This window comes from Kitasatospora sp. NPDC022856, assembly GCF_055561235.1.
Genome location: NZ_JBVHHE010000040.1, coordinates 21,074 through 42,815 on the forward strand (window position 1 = coordinate 21,074; position 21,742 = coordinate 42,815).

17 protein-coding genes are annotated in these 21,742 nt (G+C 75.0%); 9 read left to right on the forward strand and 8 right to left on the reverse strand.

Features of this window, described 5'->3' with window-relative positions; translation table 11 throughout:
• Positions 1 to 152: 152 nt before the first annotated feature.
• Both ACZ34W_RS32325 and ACZ34W_RS32330 read left to right on the forward strand, forming a co-directional pair.
• A complete protein-coding gene (locus tag ACZ34W_RS32325) occupies positions 153 to 1,700 on the forward strand; it encodes an MFS transporter (RefSeq protein WP_465609171.1) in 1,548 nt (515 codons plus the stop codon).
• Between the two features lie 91 nt (positions 1,701 to 1,791).
• A complete protein-coding gene (locus ACZ34W_RS32330; RefSeq protein ID WP_465609173.1) occupies positions 1,792 to 1,917 on the forward strand; it encodes a hypothetical protein in 126 nt (41 codons plus the stop codon).
• A 50-nt stretch (positions 1,918 to 1,967) separates the two neighbouring features.
• Here ACZ34W_RS32330 and ACZ34W_RS32335 read toward each other — a convergent pair whose 3' ends face one another.
• The 6 genes from ACZ34W_RS32335 to ACZ34W_RS32360 form a co-directional block, all read right to left on the reverse strand.
• On the reverse strand, positions 1,968 to 3,194 hold the full coding sequence (locus ACZ34W_RS32335; RefSeq protein ID WP_465609174.1) for an MFS transporter: 1,227 nt from the start codon (positions 3,192 to 3,194) through the stop codon (positions 1,968 to 1,970).
• Positions 3,195 to 3,301: 107 nt separating this feature from the next.
• On the reverse strand, positions 3,302 to 4,798 hold the full coding sequence (locus ACZ34W_RS32340) for a GMC family oxidoreductase N-terminal domain-containing protein (protein WP_465609175.1): 1,497 nt from the start codon (positions 4,796 to 4,798) through the stop codon (positions 3,302 to 3,304).
• A complete protein-coding gene (locus ACZ34W_RS32345) occupies positions 4,795 to 5,301 on the reverse strand; it encodes a hypothetical protein (protein ID WP_329485564.1) in 507 nt (168 codons plus the stop codon). Before ACZ34W_RS32345 ends, ACZ34W_RS32340 begins: the two co-directional genes overlap by 4 nt.
• Complete coding sequence (locus tag ACZ34W_RS32350; protein ID WP_465609177.1) at positions 5,301 to 6,719, reverse strand: aspartate aminotransferase family protein; 1,419 nt, start codon at positions 6,717 to 6,719, stop codon at positions 5,301 to 5,303. The genes ACZ34W_RS32345 and ACZ34W_RS32350 overlap by 1 nt, the downstream gene beginning before the upstream one ends.
• The gene (locus ACZ34W_RS32355; protein WP_465609179.1) at positions 6,712 to 8,175 is read right to left on the reverse strand and encodes an NAD(P)/FAD-dependent oxidoreductase; all 1,464 of its coding nucleotides are present in this window, start codon (positions 8,173 to 8,175) and stop codon (positions 6,712 to 6,714) included. The genes ACZ34W_RS32350 and ACZ34W_RS32355 overlap by 8 nt, the downstream gene beginning before the upstream one ends.
• A complete protein-coding gene (locus ACZ34W_RS32360; protein WP_465609181.1) occupies positions 8,172 to 9,149 on the reverse strand; it encodes a glycosyltransferase family 2 protein in 978 nt (325 codons plus the stop codon). Before ACZ34W_RS32360 ends, ACZ34W_RS32355 begins: the two co-directional genes overlap by 4 nt.
• A gap of 723 nt (positions 9,150 to 9,872) precedes the next feature.
• Between ACZ34W_RS32360 and ACZ34W_RS32365 the strand changes: the two genes are divergently transcribed.
• The 6 genes from ACZ34W_RS32365 to ACZ34W_RS32390 all read left to right on the forward strand — a co-directional run bounded on the left by ACZ34W_RS32365 (position 9,873) and on the right by ACZ34W_RS32390 (position 18,470).
• Entirely contained in the window at positions 9,873 to 11,339 is a 1,467-nt protein-coding gene (locus ACZ34W_RS32365) for an MFS transporter (RefSeq protein WP_465609183.1), read from the forward strand.
• A gap of 85 nt (positions 11,340 to 11,424) precedes the next feature.
• On the forward strand, positions 11,425 to 12,777 hold the full coding sequence (locus tag ACZ34W_RS32370; RefSeq protein WP_465609185.1) for a carotenoid oxygenase family protein: 1,353 nt from the start codon (positions 11,425 to 11,427) through the stop codon (positions 12,775 to 12,777).
• A 140-nt stretch (positions 12,778 to 12,917) separates the two neighbouring features.
• Positions 12,918 to 13,706 (forward strand): hypothetical protein, encoded by a 789-nt coding sequence (locus tag ACZ34W_RS32375; RefSeq protein WP_465609187.1) that lies wholly within the window; start codon positions 12,918 to 12,920, stop codon positions 13,704 to 13,706.
• Positions 13,707 to 14,122: 416 nt separating this feature from the next.
• On the forward strand, positions 14,123 to 15,088 hold the full coding sequence (locus tag ACZ34W_RS32380; protein WP_465609188.1) for a hypothetical protein: 966 nt from the start codon (positions 14,123 to 14,125) through the stop codon (positions 15,086 to 15,088).
• Between the two features lie 233 nt (positions 15,089 to 15,321).
• A complete protein-coding gene (locus tag ACZ34W_RS32385; protein WP_465609189.1) occupies positions 15,322 to 16,392 on the forward strand; it encodes a polysaccharide deacetylase family protein in 1,071 nt (356 codons plus the stop codon).
• A gap of 5 nt (positions 16,393 to 16,397) precedes the next feature.
• Positions 16,398 to 18,470 (forward strand): N-acetylmuramoyl-L-alanine amidase, encoded by a 2,073-nt coding sequence (locus ACZ34W_RS32390; protein ID WP_465609190.1) that lies wholly within the window; start codon positions 16,398 to 16,400, stop codon positions 18,468 to 18,470.
• Positions 18,471 to 18,480: 10 nt separating this feature from the next.
• On the opposite strand, the gene ACZ34W_RS32395 is transcribed toward ACZ34W_RS32390, so the two are convergent.
• Complete coding sequence (locus ACZ34W_RS32395; protein ID WP_465609191.1) at positions 18,481 to 19,299, reverse strand: polysaccharide deacetylase family protein; 819 nt, start codon at positions 19,297 to 19,299, stop codon at positions 18,481 to 18,483.
• Positions 19,300 to 19,424: 125 nt separating this feature from the next.
• Complete coding sequence (locus ACZ34W_RS32400; RefSeq protein WP_329485550.1) at positions 19,425 to 19,931, reverse strand: carboxymuconolactone decarboxylase family protein; 507 nt, start codon at positions 19,929 to 19,931, stop codon at positions 19,425 to 19,427.
• Positions 19,932 to 20,381: 450 nt separating this feature from the next.
• Between ACZ34W_RS32400 and ACZ34W_RS32405 the strand changes: the two genes are divergently transcribed.
• Entirely contained in the window at positions 20,382 to 21,704 is a 1,323-nt protein-coding gene (locus ACZ34W_RS32405; protein ID WP_465609192.1) for an ALF repeat-containing protein, read from the forward strand.
• Positions 21,705 to 21,742 lie beyond the last annotated feature (38 nt).

Here is a 21,742-nt window from a genome sequence, read left to right on the forward strand (position 1 = left end):
TGACCGACCGCCTCCCGGGGGCGCCGGACGAGCGTGCCGGGTGCGCCGGGCCGCGTGCTACGGTGGCGGCACCGGGAGTAGAAACGCGAGCCACTCGCGCGCATAAGCGGTCTCCGACGAGCCGCCACTTCTTCACCTCGAAGGAGTGCGCCGTGCCCACCCGCCGTCCCCGTGAAGCCGTCGAGAGCCTCGCTGCCCCCGCCGAACGTCTCTGTGAAGCCGTCGAGAGCCCTGCTGCCCCCGCCGAACGTTCCCGCTCGCCGCGCTCCCTCCGCGAGGCCTGGACCGCCCTCGCCGGGCTCTCCGCCGTGTTCCTCTTCGAGATGCTCGACAACTCGGTCCTCAACGTCGCCCTGCCCACCATCGGGCGCGAGCTGTCCGCCTCGGCGACGGCCCTGCAGTGGGTCACCAGTGCGTACGCCGTGGTGTTCGGCGGGCTCATGCTCGCCCTCGGGGCGCTGGCCGACCGGGTCGGCCGGCGCAGGGTCATGCTGGTCGGGCTGGTGCTGCTCGGTGCGGCGAGCCTGGCCACCGCGTTCGTCACCACGGTGGAGCAGCTGATCGCCGTCCGCTCGGCGATGGGGATCGCGGCCGCGATGACGACGCCGGGCTCGCTCGCCCTGGCGTTCCGTCTGTTCGACGAGGACGGCCTGCGCGTCCGTGCGACGACGCTCATCTCGACGGTGGGGCTGGTCGGGCTCGCGATCGGACCCACGGCGGGCGGTCTCGTCCTCGCCTTCGCCCCGTGGCAGACCCTGCTGCTGGTCAACGTGCCGATCGCCGCGCTCGCGTACCTCGGCATCCGGCGCGGCATCCCGGCGGACCGGGCGGACGACCTGCACCGCGACCCGGTCGACGCCGCCGGCGCGCTGCTCGGCACGGCGACGGTCGTGCTGGCGCTGGTCGCACCGACGCTCTTCGTCGAGCTGGGCGCCCGCTCGCCCCTTCCGTGGCTGACCTCGGCGGTGGCGGCCGCGGCGGCGGTCCTCTTCGTGGTCCGCGAGCGGTCGGCCCGCCACCCGCTCCTCGACCTCGGGCTGGTCGCCCGCCCACTGGTGTCGAGCGGCCTGGCCTTCAAGGGCGCGGCCGGGCTCGCGACCGCCGGGCTCGGCTACCTGGTGACGCTGCACCTGCAGCTCGACCTGGGCTGGACGCCGGCGCGGGCGGCGCTCGGGATGCTGCCGCAGGTCGTCGTCCTCATCGCCGGCGGTGCCCTCGTCGGCCCGCTGATCAAGCGCGTCGGTCTCGACCGGGCCGCCTGGCTGAGCGCCGGAGCGGTGGTGTGCGGACTGGCCGTCTACGGGCTGCTGGGCCGCTTCGGGTACCCGTGGGTCGCCGTCGCGCTCGCCCTCGCCTCGGCCGGCATGCGCGTGGTCGGTGTCGTCGCCGGGACCAACGTGATGCGCGGCCTCCCCCGGAACCGGACGACGGTCGGTGCGGCGCTGGTGGACAGTGCCGGTGAGGTCGCCGCCGCGGTCGGCGTCGCGGCCGGCGGCACCGTCCTCGCGGCGCTCGTCACCGGTGACCTCGCCGCCCCGGACCGGGACGCCCACCGGAGCGCGGAGTTCCTGGACGCGGTCGGCTGCGCCGGTCTCGTGCTGACCGCCGTGGCCGCGCTGCTCGTGGGCTGGGGAATCCGCCGGGCCCGGGTCGCGGACCGGGGCACGGGCACGTCCGCCGCCGAAGCGACGGCCGGGTAGCGGCTGCTCCGAGGGCGCGGGCGCGGCCGGGCCGCCATGCGCGGACGGGTCGACCGGCAGGCACGGCGACCGGGGCGGGGGAGCGACCCGCATGCTGATCGAGGCGCCAGGGCCGGCCGGCCTCGGTGCGGCTGATCGGGAACGGCGTCACGAGCTCGACCGGCCGCGGCAGGTCGTCGGGTTCGTGGAGCCGCACGGTTCGGAGGCCCTGCTGTAGGCCGCCGCGAGTCCGGGTGACAGGACCCCGCCGGGTCCTGTCACCCGCCGTCAGGACGACGATCCGGTAGCGCTCCGGTCGGAGGCCTTACCGGTCGCCCGGGTCAGCCACCAGGTGGCGGCCAGGCAGATCGCGGCCAGGACGAACAGGACGACCGGCACCATCCGGACCTCGAAGAGCTCGATGGTCCTGCCCAGCGCCGGTCCGGCCGCCACCCCGCCGACCATGGACGCGGCGATCACCAGCGCGCCGGCCCGCCGCGCGGCCGGTACGGCGCGCCGCAGCCACGGCAGCCCGGTGGGGAAGATGGGCGCGATGAACAGGCCCACGCCCGCGTACGCGTACGGGGCGAGGCCCGGCACCACGGCCGCCAGCAGGCAGAGCGCCATGCCGGCGCAGCTGACGGCGATGATGGCCGGCTCCCGCCAGCGCAGGGTCAGCGGCGCGACCAGGAAGCGGCCCAGGGTGAGCATCAGCCAGTAGACGGAGGTCGCGGAGGCGGCGAGTGCGGCGCTGTAGCCGACGGTCTCCAGGTGGGTGGGCTCCCAGCCGCCGACGCCGGCCTCCACCGCGACGTGCAGGACGTAGAGGACCACGAACGCGGTGAGCAGGGCGGCGGTCCGGCGTCCGCGTGGGCCCGTGGACCGGTCGGTGGTCTGCTCGGCCGGGTCGTGGTCCGTCCCGGTGGTCCGGTCGCGCACTCCCGTGAGCGGGATCAGCAGTGCGGCGGCCAGGACGGCGCAGCCCGTGAAGACAGCGGGGTAGCGGTCGGCGCCGAGCAGGCCGATCAGGGCGGGGCCGGCGATCGCGCCGATGCCGAAGTGGGCGTTGAGGATGTTGAGCATGGCCGGGCTGCGCCGGCCGAAGCCGGTGGCGAAGAGCTGGTTGAGGCCGTAGTCGAGGCCGCCGAAGCCGAGGCCGGTGACCAGGGCGCCGAGCAGGGCGAGCGGCCAGCTCGGGGAGAACGCGAAGGCGACGCTCCCGAGTGCCATCAGGGCGTAGGAGGCGCGGAGCAGGGCGCGGTTGCCGATCCGGCCGAAGGCCCGGTCGAAGGCGAGGACGCCGGTGACTCCACCGATGAAGTGGGCGCTCAGGGCGAGTCCGGCGCCCGAGGGGGAGAGCCCGAACTCCTGCCGGAGCGCGGGCAGGGCCGGTCCGTAGAGGGACTGGAGGGCGCCGATGAGGACGAAGCCGACGCAGGACGCGACGACCGCCGGGGTGCTGAACGCCCGGTCGGGCCGCAGGGCCGTGCCGGGCGGGGTGGGGAGGGTGTGCACACGGGTCTCCGGTGGGTGGGACGGTACGGGACGGGAGCTGCCGGGCCGGCCCCCGGCCGGTGAGGGCGGGGGCCGGCCCGGCAGTCGGGACCGGGTCGGGCGGTGGGTCAGACCGCGGGCGGGCCGTTCAGGAAGCGGGCGGCGATCTCGTGGGCGAAGGCCATGATCGTTCCCTGCGGGCTGATGCCGGTGACGCCCGGGAGGACGGCGGCGTCGCTGACGTACAGGTTCCGGAAGCCGTGCGGGCGGCCGAGTTCGTCGCACACACCGCCCCGGTCCGGTCGGCCCATCCGGCAGGAGGCCATCGAGTGGACGGAGACCAACTGCCAGTCGCCGGGCCCGACCCCGGCGCAGAAGGCCTCCACCGCGGCCAGGTCGCGCAGCGGCGCGGCGGCGGCGACCGGGGGGAGCAGTTCCACGGCGCCGGCGGCCAGCAGCAGCCGCGCGGTGTCGTGGAAGGCGGTGCGCAGGGCGCGGTGGTCCTCGTCGGTCATGCCGTGCCGCAGGAGGACCCCGCCGAGCGGGGTGGCCGTGACCCGGGCCCGACCGCGCAGCCTGACCTGGGTGGTGTAGACGGCCGTCCGGTCCAGCCCGCCGAGGACGCGTTCGACCAGCTCGGGGGCGTGCCCGGCGAGGGCGGCGGCCAGGCTGCCGGGGCTCAGGTTGGACGGCATGACGAGCGTGCCGCGGTCGCTGAACTCCTGGACCTGGGTGGTGAAGATGGTCCCGTCGAGGGCGGACACCGGTTCGTCGAAGCGGGCCACCGTCCGCAGGTTCACGTGCAGGGCCAGCTCGCGGCCGGCCAGGCGGGGGTGGATCCCGCTGCGCTGCAGCAGGGCGGGGGTGCCGATCGGCCCCGCGGCGAGGAACACCGTCCGGGCCCGGTGGTACGCCCGCCGGCCGTCCTCGTCGACGGTGAGGACGCCGTGGACCTCGCGTCCGTCGTGGCGGATCCGCAGCGCCCGGGTACCGGCGACGATCCGGGCGCCGAGCGCCTCGGCCTGCGGCAGGTACGTCAGCGCCATGCTCTGCTTGGCGCCCGTGGTGCAGCCGGTGGTGCAGCGGTTGCTCCGGCGGCAGCCGTGCAGGGCGCGGTGGGCGTGCTGCCAGCGCCAGCCCAGCCGGTCGGCCCCGATCGCGAGCAGCACGGAGTCGCGGTCGCCGCCGTCCGGCAACTGGGGGCCGACCCGCAGCCGCTCGGTGATCCGCCGCAGGTGGGGCGAGAGGTCGGCGGCCCGGTAGCCGGAGACGCCCGAGACGGCGGCCCAGCGGTTGAGCAGGGCGGCGGGCGGCTCCCACAGCAGCCCGCCGTTGACCACCGTCGTCCCGCCGACGCACCGGCCCTCGCCGTACGCGATGGTCGGCCGGCCGAAGACCGGTGTCAGACCGCCCTGGCGGTAGAGCCTGCGCATGTTCTCGGCCGGTGTGGCGGCGGCGAGTTCCGCGGTGCCGACCCGGGGGCCCTCCTCGATCACGGTGACGTGGTGACCCGCCTCCGCGAGGTCCCGGGCGACGGTGCCGCCGCCGGCACCGGAGCCGATCACCAGGACGTCGGCGTCGTGGACCGTGCGGGGGAGGGGGAGGCTCGGCAGGGCGGCCGTCACGGGGCGGCCACCCGGGGCGCGCGCCGGACAGCGGAACCGGGGGCGCCGGGCCCGCCGGGGTGTCCGTCGAGGGCGCCGTACAGGGCCAGCGCGGTGCTCGCCCGGATGACCTCGGCCACCCCGGGGAGGCGGCCGAGCCGGGCCATCCCGGTGCGGTCGGCGCTCGCCGGCGCCAGTCGGAGGCTGTGGCCGGTCGCGCAGCGGAACAGCGCGGGCAGGGCGCGCAGGGCGGCGGCGTACCCGAGTCGGTAGGGCAGCGGGAGGAGCGCGACGCTGCCCCGGACGTGCCGCTCGGCCGCCGCGCCGGCGGCCGGATCCCGCAGGCAGGCGTAGTGGCGCGCCCAGTACGCGGGCAGGGCACTGGCCCGCAGCGCGCGGTCGACGTGCCGGTCGGAGCCCCGTCGCGGTTCGGGGCCCCACCGCGTTTCGGAGCCCCGGAGCGGTTCGGGGCGCCGGGCAGGGCCGGTGGTCGGGGCGGTGGTCGGGGCGGTGGTCCGGTCCATCAGGCGGTCACCTTCTCCTTGACGAATCCCGCCAGCAGGCGGCTCGCGCCCTGGGCGAGGACCTGGTCCAGGGCGGTCAGGAAGAGGTCGACCTCCTCCGGCCCCGCGACCAGTGGGGGCGAGGCGATCAGGGCGATCTCCCGGTTGGAGCCGTAGTAGGTCAGCACGCCGTGGTCGCGGTAGAGCGCGGCGATCACCGCCGCGGTGAGCAGTTTGGGCAGCGCCCGGGGGTCCTTGGCGAAGGAGCCGGGCAGTGCGGCCCGGATCCGGTCGGGGATCTGCGGCCCGCCGCGCAGGAGGAGGCCGTGCAGGGCGCCCCGGCCGCGGGTGCCGGCCACCAGCCGGGGGTGGCGCTCGACCAACTCGGCTAATCCGGCGCCCAGTTGGGCGCCTATCCGGCCGGCCCGGCCGGGGAAGTCCTCGTCGACGGCGACCGCGACGGCCTCCAGGGCGGTGGCGGTCTCCTCGCCGAAGCCGTAGTACGTGGTGCTGTGCAGGGTCGCGTCGGCGAGGTTGTCGTAGGCCTTGCGGAACACCGGCTCGCGTGCGACGTAGCAGGAGATCGAGGCCTTGCCGCCGCCGAAGGACTTGGACATCGCCAGGACGTCCGGCACCAGGCCGGGGTGGTGCATGAAGTGGAACAGCTCCCCGGTCCGGCCCCAGCCCGTGTAGACCTCGTCGAAGACCAGCACGACGTCGAGTTCGGTGCAGATCCGGCGCACCTCGCGCAGGAACTCCGGGGAGCACTCGCGCAGGCTGGACGCGCTGAACGGCTCCAGGACCACCGCGTAGACGTCGCAGCCGCCGTCGGACCCGCGGTGCCGGTCCAGGGCCGCGGTGAAGGAGTCCAGGTCGCCGAAGGCGAAGGAGTCGGTGCCGGGGATCTCCGGGAACGGGAAGTGGATCTCCGGGGAGGCGGTCAGGCTGCCGGCGCCCAGGAGCTTGCCGTGGAAGGCGATGTCGGTGTGCAGCACCGTCCCGCGCCGCCCGCCGTGGTACTTGTAGGCGAGCTTGACGGCGCCCTCCACCGCCTCCGCACCGGAGTTGGGGAAGTAGCTCACGTTCAGGTCACCGGGCAGCAGGGCGGCCAGGTTGTGGCCGAGCGCGGCCACGTACGGGGAGAAGTAGTTCTTGTGCACCTCCATCCGGCCCTCCTGCCGGAAGCGGTCGCGGACGGCGAGGATCCGGGGGTGGTTGTGGCCGTGGTTCAGGACGCCGACGCCGCCGGTGAAGTCCAGGATCCGCCGCCCGCCGACCAGGTGGATCCAGGCCCCCTCGGCGTGGTCCACCAGGTCGCGGCCGAAGCCGAAGGAGCCGATCAGCGCGACCTGGCTGCGGCTGACGTGCGCGCCGTACAGCTCGTGGATCCGCTCGATCCCGAGGGTGGCGCACTCGTCGAAGGTGATGAGGTCACTCATGGGCTGCTCCGTCGGTGTTCGGGTTCGTCTCCTGGCGCCGGCCGGGTTCCGGTGAGGGCTGCGGCCGCTCGCGGACGGCGTGTTCGAGGTGTTCGGCCATCAGGAGGGCGGCCTGCCGCCCGCCGCGGACGGCGTAGTTGGTGCCCCGGTCCTCGGGGAAGACCTGGGCCATCCCGGCGAGGTAGAGACCGGGGACGCGGGTCCGCAGCGGCGGCATGGTGCGGGTGTAGCCGGGGGTGACGACCGGCTGGGCGTACTCGGCGCGCCAGACGTGGTAGCCCTCGACCCAGCTCCGGTCGAAGCCGGGGAACATCCGCCGCAGGTGCGGCAGGCTGTACTCGAAGACCTCCCGGTCGCTCATCCGGTAGAGCTCCGCGTCGGCGGGCAGGTACTTGGACAGGTAGACGACGTGGCGGCCGCCGTAGCGCCCGGGGTCGTCCATGTTGGTGTGCTCGATGACCCCGACGTACGGGAAGGCCGGGTCGTTGACGTTCAGCCAGTAGGTGTCGGAGAGCCGGCGGTTGTTCTCCAGCACCAGGCAGACGTTGGCCAGGTACCGGATCTGCCGCAGCTGCCTGGTCAGCGCCGGGACGGCCGGATGGTCGGCCCCGGGCGTCGCCAGCAGGCGGGCGGTCTGTTCGGGGGCGGTGGTGACCAGCACCTGGCGGGCCGGGTGCAGCCGGCCGCCGGCCGACACCGCGGTCAGGCCGCGCCCGTCCGCGTGCAGGGCGTCGACCGGGACGCCGGTGCGCAGGTCCACCCCGAGCGCGGTCAGGCGGTCGACCAGGGCGGAGAGCAGCGCCTTGCTGCCGCCCCGCAGGTAGTACAGCGTCTCGCTGCCGGACTTGGTGCGGCTGCCGCCGCGCAGGTGCAGCTTGGTCCACATCCAGGTGGCGCCGACCTGCGACGCGTGGGCGCCGAACTTGCCCTCCAGCAGCGGGCGCCAGACCACCTCGTAGACCCGGCGGCCGCCCAGCGAGATCAGCCACTCCTCGGCCGTGCGGTGCTCCAGCTCCCGCCAGTTGCGCACCCGGCCGGCGCGCAGGGCCAGCAGGCCGAGCCGGATCCGGTCGCCGAGGGCGAGCGGGGTGAACCGCAGCACGTCGATCGGCTTGGAGAGCTTGAAGATGGAGTTGGCGTAGTACAGGCCGGTACGGGTCAGGTGCGGCTCCACGGCGTCGGCGATGCCCAGCTCCTCGCAGAGCCGCAGGATGTCGGTGTCGGAGGAGAACCAGTGGTGGTAGAAGCGCTCCAGGTCGCGGCCGCCGACGTCGAACGAGGCCGCGAGGCCGCCGACTTCGTCCTCCGCCTCCAGGACGCGGACGCGGTGCCCCCGGGCGGCGAGCTCCAGCGCGGCGGACAGGCCGGTGAAGCCGGCGCCGACGATCACGGTGTCGACCGGCTCCTCGGGGCCGAGCGCCGCCGGGGCGGGCGTGGTGTCGACGGTGGTGGTCATCGGGCCACCCCCGAGACGGCCGCCGCCGCGGGCAGGTGGGCCCTCGGCACGGGGTCGATGCGTTCCCGGACGACGTAGGGCGGGCGGTCCTGGACGTGCCGCAGCGTGGCGTTCACGTACTCGCCGAGGATGCCGAGGGCGATCGCCTGGGCTCCGAAGGCGAAGGCCGACCACGCGGTCCTCGGGTCGCGCCGGAGCAGGCCGAGACCGGCGCCGGAGGTCATCGCGGTGAGGCCGACCGCGGTGGTCGCCCGGACCGGCACGGCCGAACCGGAGATGATGCCGCGACGGGAGAGTTCGAGCATCTTGCGCAGCGTGTACTTGGACTCGCCCGAGGCCCGCGGGTCGCGGCGGTACTCGACCGAGGTCTCCGGCAGGCCGGTCCAGCTGACCGCCCCGCGCAGGAAGAGCTCGTGGTCGGCCATGCCGTCGAGCAGGTCGACCACGGCGCGGTCGAGCAGCCGGAAGTCACCGGTGTCCAGGGCCACCGGATGGCCGGAGATGCCCTGCAGCAGGCGGTAGTAGGCGAACGCCGAGGCCCGCTTGGCGACCCCCTCGCCCAGCCGGCCGGTGCGCCGGGCCGAGACCACCGACCAACCGTCCCACCAGCGGGAGACCAGTTCGGGGATGAGCTCGGGCGGGTCCTGGAGGTCCGCGTCGATGAGCACGACCGCGTCCCCGGCCGCCTCCCGCAGCCCTGCCAGGCAGCCGGCCTGGTGGCCGAAGTTCCGGCTCAGCCGCAGGGCCCGGACGCCGTCGGAGGCGGCCGCGAACTCCTCCAGCAGCGACCAGGTGCCGTCGGTGCTGCCGTCGTCGACGTAGACGATCTCGTACGTCACGCGGCGGCCCGGCCGCAGCGCGCGGGTCAACCGGGCGTGGGTCGCGCGGAGCACCGATTCCTCGTTGAAGCAGGGCAGGACGACGGTCACCAGGGCCGTGGTCGCCGTCCTCGGTGAGATATGACGGGTGGACATGCGACATCTCCTCTGTGCGAGTCTGTTTGATTTCGCTCGAACAAGGTGGCGCTGTTCGCTCAGGTCTGGGTTCGTCTCAGGGCCGGAACCGCTGACGGGTTCGGTCATCCTGGAAGGTCATGACGGGGGCTCCGCTGCGGCACTGCAGCGGGGGTTCCGAACACCCGCAGCCCGATGCGCCAACAGTAAACACAATCGAACGCAACCGCACGGATTCCAGAGTTGAATCATCATCACATCGGCCCGCACCGACGGGAATCGGCCATCCTCCGGCCGGACCGCCCACCCGGGTCCGCTCCGTGCCCCCGCACCGCCGCCCGCCCGGACCGGAATCACGGGAGCCGCCGCGAACAGGCACGTCGGCGCCCCCTCGGCCGGCGGCTCCGGCCGCGCGCCGGAGCGGCGGTGGTGCTTCGGACGGGGCGGCGCGGGCGGGAGGTGCGGCGTGGGCGCCACCGCGGGGGCCCGCCATCAGGACCGGAAACCGCCGCCGGGGCTGGACAGCTTGGCGGATACCCGCCGTCCGTCGCGGTGTCCGACGCCATCCCCGCGCCCGCGCGTTACCGCGTCCCCGCGCAGGGCGCACCCCCGCCTGCGCCCCTGTGCCCCCCGGGTCGGGCCCGGCCGCGGCTCGGCCCGGGTGGACAGCGGTGGACAGGAGTGAACAGTCCCCGTCCCCGCCGGCCCTGGAGAGTGGACAACGCTCCGCACGAGTCTGTGCCCATGACCGATGCACACACGCACACCGACCGGGCCGGACCCCGGGCCACCCGGCCGGGAGCCGCCCTCGCGGCGCTCGCGGCGGCCCAGTTCACCGTCATGCTCGCCACCTCGATCGTGAACGTGGCCCTCCCGCAGATCCGCACCGGCGTCGGCCTGTCGGACGGCGGGACCACCTGGGTGGTCAACGCCTACGGCCTGGCCTTCGGGGCGCTGCTCCTGGCCGGCGGCCGGGCGGGCGACCTCCTCGGCCGCCGCCGGGTGCTGATGTCCGGCCTCGGGCTGTTCGTGGCGGCCTCGCTGGCGGCCGGCCTGGCCACCACCCCGGGCGTACTGATCGCCGCCCGCGCGGCGCAGGGCCTCGCCGCCGCCGCGATCGCGCCGGCCGCGCTCGCCCTGGTGATGGGCCAGTTCCCCTCCGGACCCGGGCGCGGCCGGGCGCTGGGCGTGTGGGGCGCGGTCTCCGGCGCGGGGGGAGCGGGCGGCGTCCTGCTGGGCGGTGTCCTCACCCAGGCCTGGGGCTGGCCCTGGATCTTCCACTCGGTCGCGCTCGGCACGGCGCTGGTCCTGGCCGCCGTGGCGGTGCTCGTGCCGCCGGAGACCGGCGCGCGGACGGGGCGGTTCGACCTGCTGGGCACCGCCACCGTCACCCTCTCGCTGACCTGTCTCGTCTGGGGCCTGACCACCGCACGCGGCGCCGGCTGGACGGACGCCCGGGTGCTGGGCGCGCTCGGCGCGGCCGCGGCGCTGTTCGCGGCCTTCGTCGTGGTCGAACGCGGCCGCCCCGACGCGCTGGTGCCGCGCCGACTGCTCACCACCGGCCGGGTCGCCGCGGGCAACCTGCTGATGGCGCTGCTGGGATCCGTGTGGATCGCGCTGTTCTTCTTCCTGCCGCTCTACCAGCAACAGGTGCTCGGATCCGGGCCACTGGCCACCGGCGCGGGCCAACTCCCGCTCGCGGCAGCCAATATGATCGGTGCGTCATTGGCGCCCCGGATCGCCCGGCGGCTCGGCGCCACCGCGACCGTCACCGCGGCGCTGCTCACCGAGGCCGCCGGGCTGCTGTGGCTGTCACGGATCGATGCGGACGGAAGCTACCTCGCCGACATCCTCGGCCCGAGCGTCCTGGTCGGCCTCGGTCTGAGCGTCGCCTTCGTCCAGCTCACCGCGCTCGCCGTGGACGGCGTCCCGCCGCAGGACGCGGGCCTGGCCGGCGGCCTGGTGAACACCACCCGACAGGTCGGCGGCGCGATCGGCCTCGCCGCCCTGGCCACCCTGGCCGGTTCGGTCACCGCCGGCGCCGCCGGCCACGCGTCGCACGCGGCAGCCCTCACCAGCGGGTACCGGGCCGCCTTCCTCGTCTCCGCCCTCGTCCTCGTCGTCAGCGCGGCGCTCGCCGGGTACCTGGCCCGCCGCCCGGTCCGAGCGCCGGCGGCGACGGCCGTCCCGCTCCCGCTGACCGGCCGCTGACCCGAGGACCACACCCCCCGTCCACCACACCCCCCCCGACCGCCACACCCCCGACCACCCGTCACCACCGAGAAGGAACCCCGCCATGAGCACCGAGAAGCCCTACCTGACCGGTCACTTCACCCCCGTCGTCGACGAGGTCACCGCCACCGGCCTGACCGTGGAGGGCCACCTGCCGCCCGAGCTGACCGGCCGGCTGCTCCGCAACGGCCACAACCCCAAGCCCGGCGTCACCCCCACCCACTGGTTCAAGGGCAGCGGCATGGTGCACGGCATCCGGCTGCGGGACGGCCGCGCCGAGTGGTACCGCAACCGCTGGGTGCGCACCCCCGCCCTGGACGGTGCCCCCTACATGACGGAGCACGGCCCGGACCTGACCGCCAGCGCCGCCGGCACCCACGTCATCGAGCACGCCGGGCGCCTCCTCGCGCTCTGCGAGGCCAACCTGCCCTTCGAACTCACCCCGGAGCTCGACACCGTGGGCGCCTACGACTTCGGCGGCAAGCTGACCTCCGCGATGACCGCGCACCCCAAGGAGGACCCGGTCACCGGGGAACTGCACTTCTTCGGCTCCTCGCCGTTCCCGCCGTTCCTGACGTACCACGTCGCCGACGCCAAGGGCGAGATCGTCCACACCGCCGAGGTCCCGGGCGCGAGTGCCGCGCTCAAGCACGATTTCGCGCTCACCAGCGGCCATGTGGTCTTCGTCGAGGGCAACGTCACCTTCGACCCCGCCGAGCACTCCGGCATCCCCTACAGCTGGAGCGACACCCAGCTCTCCCGCATCGGCATCATGCCGCGCGGCGCCGACGGGGCCCGCCACGTCCGCTGGTTCTCCATCGAGCCGGGCAACATGCTGCACGTCGGCAACGCCTACGAGGACGGCCAGGGCCGCGTCGTCCTGGAGGGCCCCACGGTGGACCGCGAGGGCTTCCGGCTCTCCTGGAACTGGTGGGTGGGCGCGCCCGGGCGCGGCACCGAGCCGGTCGCCCGCTCGCTCACCCGCCGCTGGGTGGTCGACCTCGCCGCCGGTACGGTCGACGAGCAGATCATCGACGACCTCGCGGTGGAGTTCCCCACCCTCAACGAGCGGTACCTCGGCGCCGAGAACCGCTACCAGTACGCCATCTCCTTCCCCGACGAGCAGGGCTTCGGCGGCTACGGCGTCGTCAAGTACGACCGCACCACCGGTGCCCGGCGGATCCACCAGGTCGGTGACGCCCGGCTGCCGAGCGAGGCGGTCTTCGTGCCCGCCGGCGGTGCCACCCGCGAGGACGACGGCTACCTGCTGACGGTCGTGTCCGACCTCAAGCAGGACGCGTCCCAGCTGCTGGTCCTGGACGCCTCCGGCCTGGACCGGATCGCCACCGTCCACCTGCCGCAGCGGGTGAGCGCCGGGCTGCACGGCTCGTGGATCCCGGACGCGATCGAGGGGTGACCTCGGCGGCGACTGCGGCGGCCCGGGCAACGGTCATCCGTTGCCCGGGCCGCCGGTTTCAAACAGTGTTTGAAAATGGCCTGGGCCGCGCTACTGTCATGATCAGTAAATCGCACACGGCTCGGAGGGGGGTGGTGACGATGGACATCGTTCTGTTCAACGTGACCACGGCGGCACTGATGGTGCTGATGTTCAAGGGCGGTCTCGCCCTGGTCGGCCAGAACACGCTGACCGCGCGGCGGATCCCCTGGGCGGCGGTCGCGCTGACCGCGATCGCGCTCGGTGGCGTGGCCCTCCAGCTCTGCTGGTCGGGGGCGATGGGAGCGTTCGACGCCGACCCGGCGAAGTCCGGCTGGTGGCGCGTGGTCACCTCGGTCTTCATGCAGAACGGCGGCATCGGCGGCGCGGCCTGGAACATCGCCACCCTCGCCGTCGTCGCGGCCTTCGCCGACTGGTTCTGGGGCGCGCCGCTGACGCTCGGCCTGTTCGCCGCGGGCATCCTGCTGCCCGAGCAGATCGACAAGCTGTGGGGCCAGACCTCGCACAGCACCGACCCGCGCAACTTCGCCGGCAGCTCGGGCGCCACCTACTTCCTCGGCGCGACGCTGGCCGCGGCCCTGCTGCTGCACGGCGGGGCCGACCAGCGCCTCGGCCGGGCCGGTGGCGAGGGCGACGGGGCCGCGGACGGCAAGGCGGTCCGCGTCAACCGGCTGCTCGCCTTCGGTGTGCCCGCGCTCGGGCTGGCGATGTGGTTCGCCCAGGAGAACGGCCACGGGCTGGTCTCCGCCTACGGCTTCGTCCTGGGGGCGCTCGCCTGGGCCGCGTTCCGCACGGTGCTCCACCCGGACCGCGACCTGCGGCAGGCGCCGCGCAGGACCGTCGGCGCGCTGACCGGCCTCGTCGGCCGCCGGGCCGGGAACGCGGGTTAGCCGCCGACGCCGCCCCCGCGCGCCGGGCCACCGTGACCACGAGTGAGAGGGCATGCAGTCCGGGACCCGGGCCGTACCCGCCGATCGGCGGGTACGGCCCGCGGTGCTGTCGGGCTCGCGCGCTGCGTGGCCCTACGAGCCTGCCCGCTCGCCCCGGCCGGCCTCCGCGCCCGAGCCGAACTTTCGGTTATCCCGGCGCCCCTCGCCGGTCTCCTGTTCAGTGCGGCCGGTTCCCTCGGCTCGCACGGCACCGTGCCGTCGGCCGGAGAGGAGGGGGGAGCGCCCCGTGAGAGGCCGCACTCGGCGGCGCGGAGCGCGACCCGGACGCCCCGGTGTCCGCCGCCCAGGCCTGACCGAACCCGCCCCGCACCCGCTCGTCCAAGCGCCGTCCCGCGCTCACCCGGAAAGACCCGCCGATGTCCGCTGCCGTTCGTTCGTTCTCCCCTGGTTGGGCACTGGCGTCCTGCGTGCCCGCGCTGCTGGTCGCCGGGCTCGTCGGGCTCGTCGCGTGCGGCCCCTCCGCGCAGGCCGGGCCGGCGGTGGCCTCCGGCACCTCGGGCACAGCGGGGAAGTCCGGGATGCCCGGGATGTTCGGGATGGACCACGGAGCGATGACCGCCGGGCCCACCGCGATGCCGGGGGTGCCCGGGACGCCCGCGCCCGCACGGGGCCTCGCCGCCGAACAGGACGGCTACCGCCTGGACCTCAGGAGCGCGGAGCTGCCCGCCGGCCGGGCGACGGCCTGCTCGTTCACCATCACCGGCCCGGACGGCGGGCCGGTCACCGACTTCGCCGAGCACCAGAGCAAGAAGCTGCACTTCTACGCGATCCGCTCCGACCTCACCGGCTTCCAGCACCTGCACCCGACGATGGCCGCCGACGGCACCTGGACCGCCGACCTGTCCGCCCTCGCCCCCGGCGACTGGCGGCTGTACACGTCGTTCCTGCCGAACACCGGCCCGCGCGCCGGCGAACTCGTGCTCAGCCGCACCGTGACCGTGCCCGGCGCGGCCTCGACGGTGCCGTTGCCCGCTCCGGCGGGCGGCACCACCGTGGACGGCTACACCGTCGACCTCCGGAGCGAGCCGATGGCCGGTGCGCACCGGCTGACCGCCACCATCAGCCGGGACGGCCAACCAGTCACCGACCTCCAGCCGTACCTGGACAGCTACGCCCACCTCACCGCCTTCCACCAGGGCGACCGGGCGCTGGCCCACCTCCACCCGACGGACCGGGTCGACGGCGAGCACGGCGGTCCGACGCTGACCTTCATGGCCCTGCTCGGGGCGCCCGGGAACTGGCGGGTCTTCCTGCAGTTCCAGACCGCCGGGCAACTCCACACCGCGGAGCTGACGCTGAACGTCGCCGACCCCGAGGAGTAGCGGGCCGCGGCCCCGTAGCCACGGGCTGGTGGCCCGAACGGGCGGCCGCGGACCGGGGCCGCCCGGGAGGGCCGCCCGCACGCCTGTCGGGTCACTCGCCCCGAGCCGGTCGACGGAGAGCCGGCCCATGCCGCGACGCACCCCCTGCGGGGCGGCTCCGGTGGTTGAGCCGATCGGATGGCGGTTCGTCCGCGCTGCGCCGCTGCGCGAGTGGTGCTGGCTACGGTGAGCGCATGCGACGAGGCGTGCGGATGTGGCCGGTGGTTCTGGGGGTGTGTGCGGCGCTGCTGGCGCCGGGGCCGGTGTCCGCGACACCGGCGACACCCGCGACGCCCGCGCCGACCGGTGGTTCGGCGCCGGCGGGGCCGGACTGCGAGCGCCTGGCCTGTGTGGCGCTGACCTTCGACGACGGGCCCTCCGCGGCGACGGCGGAGCTGCTCGACGATCTGGCCGCCGCCCGGGTGAAGGCGACGTTCTTCGCCGTCGGGGATCAAGTGCGGTGGTGGCCCGACCGGTTGAGGCGTGAGGCGGCGGAGGGCCATGTGATCGGCAACCACAGCCTGACCCATCCGCGTCTCGGGGCGTCGACGCCCGCGCAGGTGCGCGCCGAACTGGCGGGCGGCGAGCAGGCGATCGCCGAAGTACTCGGTGAGCGGCCGGAGTTGGTGCGACCGCCGTACGGCTCCTTCAGCGCCGAGGTCCGCAGGTTCGGGCACCCGCTGGTGCTGTGGGACATCGACACGCGGGACTGGGACCACCACGATCCGGCGCAGGTCCTCGCCCGGGTCGAGGCCGGTGTGCGACCGGGGTCGGTCATCCTGATGCACGACACCGAGAACCAGCGCGAGACGCTCGCCGTGGTGCCCGAGCTCGTCCGCCGTCTGCGCGGGGCCGGCTACACCCTGGTCACCGTGCCCGAACTCTTCGCCCCGGCCACGCTCGTGCCCGGCGGCGCCTACCGCGACCGGGCCTCCGCCGTCCGCCCCGTCGAGCACCCGCAGCCCTGGGACACCGCACCGGCGAGCAGGGAACAGGACTCCGCCGACGCGGTCGCCGGCACCCTCGTCTGGCAGCACCCCACCGGCGCGCCGGACGGAGCGGCCGAGGCGGAGACCGTGGAGAGCGGCCTGCGCCCCGGCGAGTGCCGCACCCTCGTGTCGCCCGGTCCGCCCGCGTACGCCGTGCGCAATCTCACCGGTCACGACATCGAGCTGCACGACCGGCCGGACTGCACCCGTCGGACCGGGACCGTCACCCCGGGTGAGGAGATCGTCGGCGAGCTGTACAGCGTCCGGGTCCTCTGAGCCCGATGGGCCACGACTCCTTCCACCGGCGGCTGGTGGCGCTCGCGACCGGCCGGTGGGCGGCCACGGCCGGGTCCGCCGCCCCGGTGCCACCGGGCCGTCCTTCGCGCTCCGGCGGCCCGGCCCGGCGCCGGGGCGCGGCCGTGCTGACCGCCCTGGCCACCGCGGCCTGCGTGGTCTGTCCGGCCGCCGCCCGCGCCGACGGCGGGCCCGCGCGGGAGCGCCTCCTGCAGTGGCAATTCACCTCGGCCGCACGGGAGTTCGGCGTGCCGGTCGGAGTACTCCTGGCACTCGCCTACCAGGAGAGCCGCTGGGAGTCCCACCAGGGCAGGCCGAGTACCACCGGGAACCACGGCGTGCTGGGGCTGACCGACGTCGACGTCGCCGCCGTCAACGCCGTCAGCGCCGTCAACGCCGTCAACGCCGACCACCCGGCCCGGCGCGGCGCGGCGGGCGCCGCGAAACCCCGGGTCACGGACTCCCCGGCGCTCCACACGCTCCGTGCGGCGGCCGCCCTGATCCACCGCCCGGCCGAGGAGGTGAAGCGGGACACGCTGCAGAACCTCCGCGGCGGCGCGGCCCTGTTGGCGGGATACCGGAACGCGCTGCCGGGACCGGTCCGCGACGGCGCCGGCGGCTGGTACGAAGCGGTGACGCGCTTCGGGCGCGGGGCGGGTGAGGACGAGCCGGGCCGTCGGTTCGCGGACCGGGTCTTCGAGACCCTGCGCGTGGGCGCGGAGCGGACCACCTCCGAGGGGGCGCGGGTGAGGCTCGCCGCCGAACCGGACCTCGTGCCGCCCACCGCCCGGCCGCACCGGCCCGCCGAGCAGCCTTCGCGCCGGGCCGACGGGCCGGTCGCCGAGTGCCCGGACGAGCTCGGGTGCGACTTCGTGCCCGCCGCGTACGCCCTGGCCGACGCCGCGGACCCGACGTCATGGGGGAACTACAACCCGGCCGACCGCCCCGCCGACGGCCTGCGGATCCGCACCCTCGTGCTGCACGACACCGAGGGCGGCTTCGACGGGGCGATCGAGTACTTCCAGGACCCCCGGGCCCAGGCCAGCGCGCACTACCTCGTCCGTGCCTCCGACGGCCACGTCACCCAGCTGGTGGCCACGCACGACATCGCCTGGCACTCCGGCAACAAGACCGTCAACATGCACAGCATCGGGATCGAGCACGAGGGCTTCGCGCTCCCCACCGACCGGCCCACCTGGTACTCCGAGCAGTTGTACCGGTCCTCCGCGGAGCTGGTGCGCCACCTCGCGGCCCGGTTCGCGGTGCCGCTGGACCGCGAGCACGTCATCGGCCACGACGAAGTCCCGGCGCCGACCCAGGCGGCGGTGTCCGACATGCACTGGGACCCGGGCCCGTACTGGGACTGGGAGCACTACTTCGAACTGCTGGGGGCGCCGCCCGGGCCGGCCGACGGTCCGCCGCGGCCGGGTGACACGGTGGCCGTCGTCGCGCCGCTCGTGGCGACCGGGCCGCTGCCGCCGCAGGCCCGGGAGCTGCAGGCGCGCAACGCCGTCCTGCTGCGCACCGGTCCGGCCGCCGACGCGCCGCTCGTCAACGACGGGTCCACCAGGCCCGACGACTGGAGCGACACCGCCGTCACCGGCGCCCGCTACGTGGTGGCCGGGCGCGAGGGCGACTGGACGGCGATCTGGTACGACGGGCAGAAGTGCTGGTTCCCCGATCCCGCGGGCCTGAGCACCCGCCGCGTGGGAGCGGCCGGCCTTACGCTGCTCACCCCGCGCCCCGGACCGGCCTCGGTCCCGGTGTACGGCCGCGCCTATCCGGAGGCCTCCGCCTACACCGACCACCCGGCCGTCGACCCGCCGCCGGTGGTCGCCCTGCGGGCCACCCTCCCGGCGGGCCAGGTGTACGTCGCGGCGGACGAGTCACCCCGGCCGGCCGACTTCTTCCAGCAGCGGACGATCCGTACCGACACGCCCGACAGCCGGATCCTGGTGGTCGGCCGGGACACCTACTACGCGATCCGCTTCGACCACCGGCTCGCCTTCGTGCGGTCGGGCGACGTGCGCGTCGTCCCGCCCACGGCGGAGTCGGGGTGACGGCCGCCGGTCATGCGGTCGGGACGGTGAACCGGTACCCGGCGTCGACGAGCCGGGGCAGGTAGTGCCGGACGGCGGCGACGGTCTGCGAGCGGTCGGCCGGCCCGCCCCGGGCGGGCAGGAACTCGGGGGTGAGGCAGCCGTCGTGGTTGAGGACGATCGAACCGGTCCGGGCCCCGGCGAGCACCCGGTCCACGATGACGTCGGCACCGGGGTTCGACCAGTCCTCCGGGTCCACCGACCAGGAGACCGGCCGCAGTCCGAGGTCCGCGCAGACGGCCATGGTGGCGGGGGTGAAGTGGCCGCCGGGGGCCCGGAACAGCGTCGGCCGTCGGCCGGTGACGCCGACGGCGAGCTCGGTGGTGCGCTCGATCTCCGCCCGGATCTGCGGCTCGGACAGATCGTCGAGGCGGGGATGGGACCAGGTGTGGTTGCCCAGGACGTGGCCCTCCTCGGCGACTCGGCGGGCCAGACGGGGGTACTTCTCGACGTTGGCGCCGATCACGAAGAAGGTCGCGGTGACACCGTACTGCCGGAGGACGGTGAGGAGTTCGGCCGTGGCGTAGGGGCCGGGGCCGTCGTCGAAGGTCAGCGCCATGGTCATCGGTCCGGCGTCCACGTACTCCTGCGGCCCGGAGGGGGCGCCCGTGGCCTCGTCCGTGCTCGCGCCCGGGGCCCCGCCTGTGGTCGCGGTCTCCGCGCCGGGCGACCGGGGCGGACGCGGCCCCGCCGCGCCGACGGTGGCGCCCGCGCCGCAGGCCGTGGCGAACGCCAGGGCGGCGGCCCTGAGCAGGGGGCGTCGTGCGAGCTGTCCGCGGTGAACCGTCATGGCCGCAGTATCGGCGTCGGCGCCCCGGCGCCGGGTGGGGCACGCCCGGGCGGCGCTTGCGCGGTGAACGGCGGGGCAGGGCGCCCGGATCCACGCCGCACGCGTGGCCGGGCGCCCCGGTGGGCCTACTGCCACGGGTCGGTGAACGACCGCCCGGGTACCGGCTTGGCGATGAGCGCCACCGCGATGAAGAAGTTCACCTGGCCGATCGCGAACATCAGGGTGGCGAGCGCCCGGGCGTCGTAGTGCTCGGTCGCCCGGCCGTACAGCTCGTCGGAGACCCGCTCGCCGTGGACGGACGGCTGGAGCACCGCCTCCACCAGCGCCAGCGCGGCCCGCTCCGCACCGGTGAAGTACGGCGAGTCGGCCCAGGACGCCACCGAGGTGATGCGCTCCTCGGACTCCCCGGCCTTGCGCAGGAAGCCGGTGTGCAGCACGGTCAGGTAGGTGCTGCCGACGATCTGGCCGGCCCGCAGCTGGACCAGGCTGATGGTGGAGCGCGGCACCGAACCGTTGCCGGTGGCCCTGAACAGCGCGGCCGACACCTCCGCCAGCTCGGGCACGAGCTGCGCCGGGTCCTCGGTCATCCGCGGCGCCATCGGGACCTCCGCCGTGATCGATCGCGTTTCCATAAGTGCCTCCTCGGGGCTTTCACACGGTCACTGCTGCTTCGACGGACGGCGGCGGGAAGATGTGACAGCGGCCGGACGCCAAGTTCGCCGGAGTCGTCCGGCTCCCGGGCGGAGCGGCCAGGCGCTGCTGCCGCCTCCCGCGGCCGGACAGGAGATGTTCCGGCGAACGCCCCCGCGGCCGGGACCGGCACGTCCTGATCCGGCGGGGAGACCCGGAGAACCGGTCCACGGCCGCTCCGGGCCTCCCCCTCCGTCAGCTGCCGGAGCGGAGGCGGTCGGTGCTCTCGGCCCGGGTCGTCGGAGACCCAAGGTCCGGGTCGTCGGAAACCCAATGACCGGGACGTGACGGAAATGTGTTCGCGTGTGAGGGGTGGTGTCGGGATACGATCACCCGGCCGACCACCGCGCAGCCGCGTCGGGGTCGTCCGTCTTCAGATCCTGGGGTGACCGTTGAAGATCCGTCGTTCGCTCGCTACCGCCGTCCTCCTCGCCACGGCCGCCGCGCCCGTCGCCCTGGGCAGCACCCCGGCGTTCGCCGACAGCGCCCCGGCGGGGCAGGAGCAGACGGACCCGGCGGGGACGAAGACGGACGACGAGAACCGGGCGGCGATCGAGAAGCTGCTCGTCTACCCGAACAGCTACCTGCTCACGGCGCCGAGCGAGTACCTGCGCGAGCACGCGGCGGCGGCCCTCGCGGGCACCCCCGAGGACCGGGCGCGCTTCCTCGCGTCGGAGGTGGACCGCATCCGCCGGGACGACGCGCGGATCGCGATCTCGCGGATCATGAGCGCCGGCGGTCCGGTCGTGCAGAAGGCCGCCAACGCCGTGTTCCCCCTGGACGACATCGAGGCGTACCGCGCCTTCCTGAACCACGGCCAGTACGAGGCGCGGGCCGAGGACGAGAATCGCGCCGAGGTGCAGCGGATCCTCGACGACCCGAAGAGTGGGCCGGGTGTGCGCGAGGGCGCCCGGAAGGCGCTCGCGGGGACGGCCGCGGATGTCGAGCAGTTCCTCACGGTAGGCCTCAAGAAGGCCGGCGAGGACGACGACCGGGTCCTGCTCGGCCAGATCATGTCCGTCGGTGGCCCGGCGGTGCGGGCCGCCGCCGGCGCCGCGCTCGACGGCACCATCGACGACGTCCGTGCCTTCCTCAAGGTCGGCCAGTTCGTCGCCCGGGCCGAGGACGAGAACCGCGCCGAGGTCCGGCGGATCCTCGACGACGCGGGTACCGGCCGTCACGTCCGGGAGGCGGCCGAGAAGGCGCTCGCCGGCAGCGCGGCGGACGTCGAGCGCTTCCTGAAGGCGCAGCTGGAGCCGCTGCGGGAGAGCGACGACCGGATCCGCGTCTCCCAGATCGTCGAGACCGGGACGCCCGAGGTCCGGAAGGCCGGCCTCGCCGCGCTCGAAGGCACCGCCGCGGACGTCCGGGCCTTCCTGGCCGAGGGCCGGTTCACGGCTCGTGCCAAGGACGAGGCTGCCGCGAAGGCCGCCGCCGAGGCTGCCGCGAAGCCCGCCACCGGGGCGGTGCAGAGCACGTCCGGCACCACCCAGCCGGCCCCCGCGGTGGTTCCCGCCGCGGTCACCTCCGGTACGACGGCCACGACGGCCACCTCGGCCACCGTCCCCACCGCGGCCGTCCGGGGCACCGGTACCGGCACGCTGGCCGCCACCGGCTCGACCGCTCCGCTCGGGGAGCTCACCGCCGCCGCCGGCGCGGCCGTCCTCCTGGGCGCCGGCGCGGTCGTCGCCTCGCGCCGCCGCTCGCAGGCCTGATCCACCCCCTCGCCGACCGGTGCGCCGCTCGCACCGGT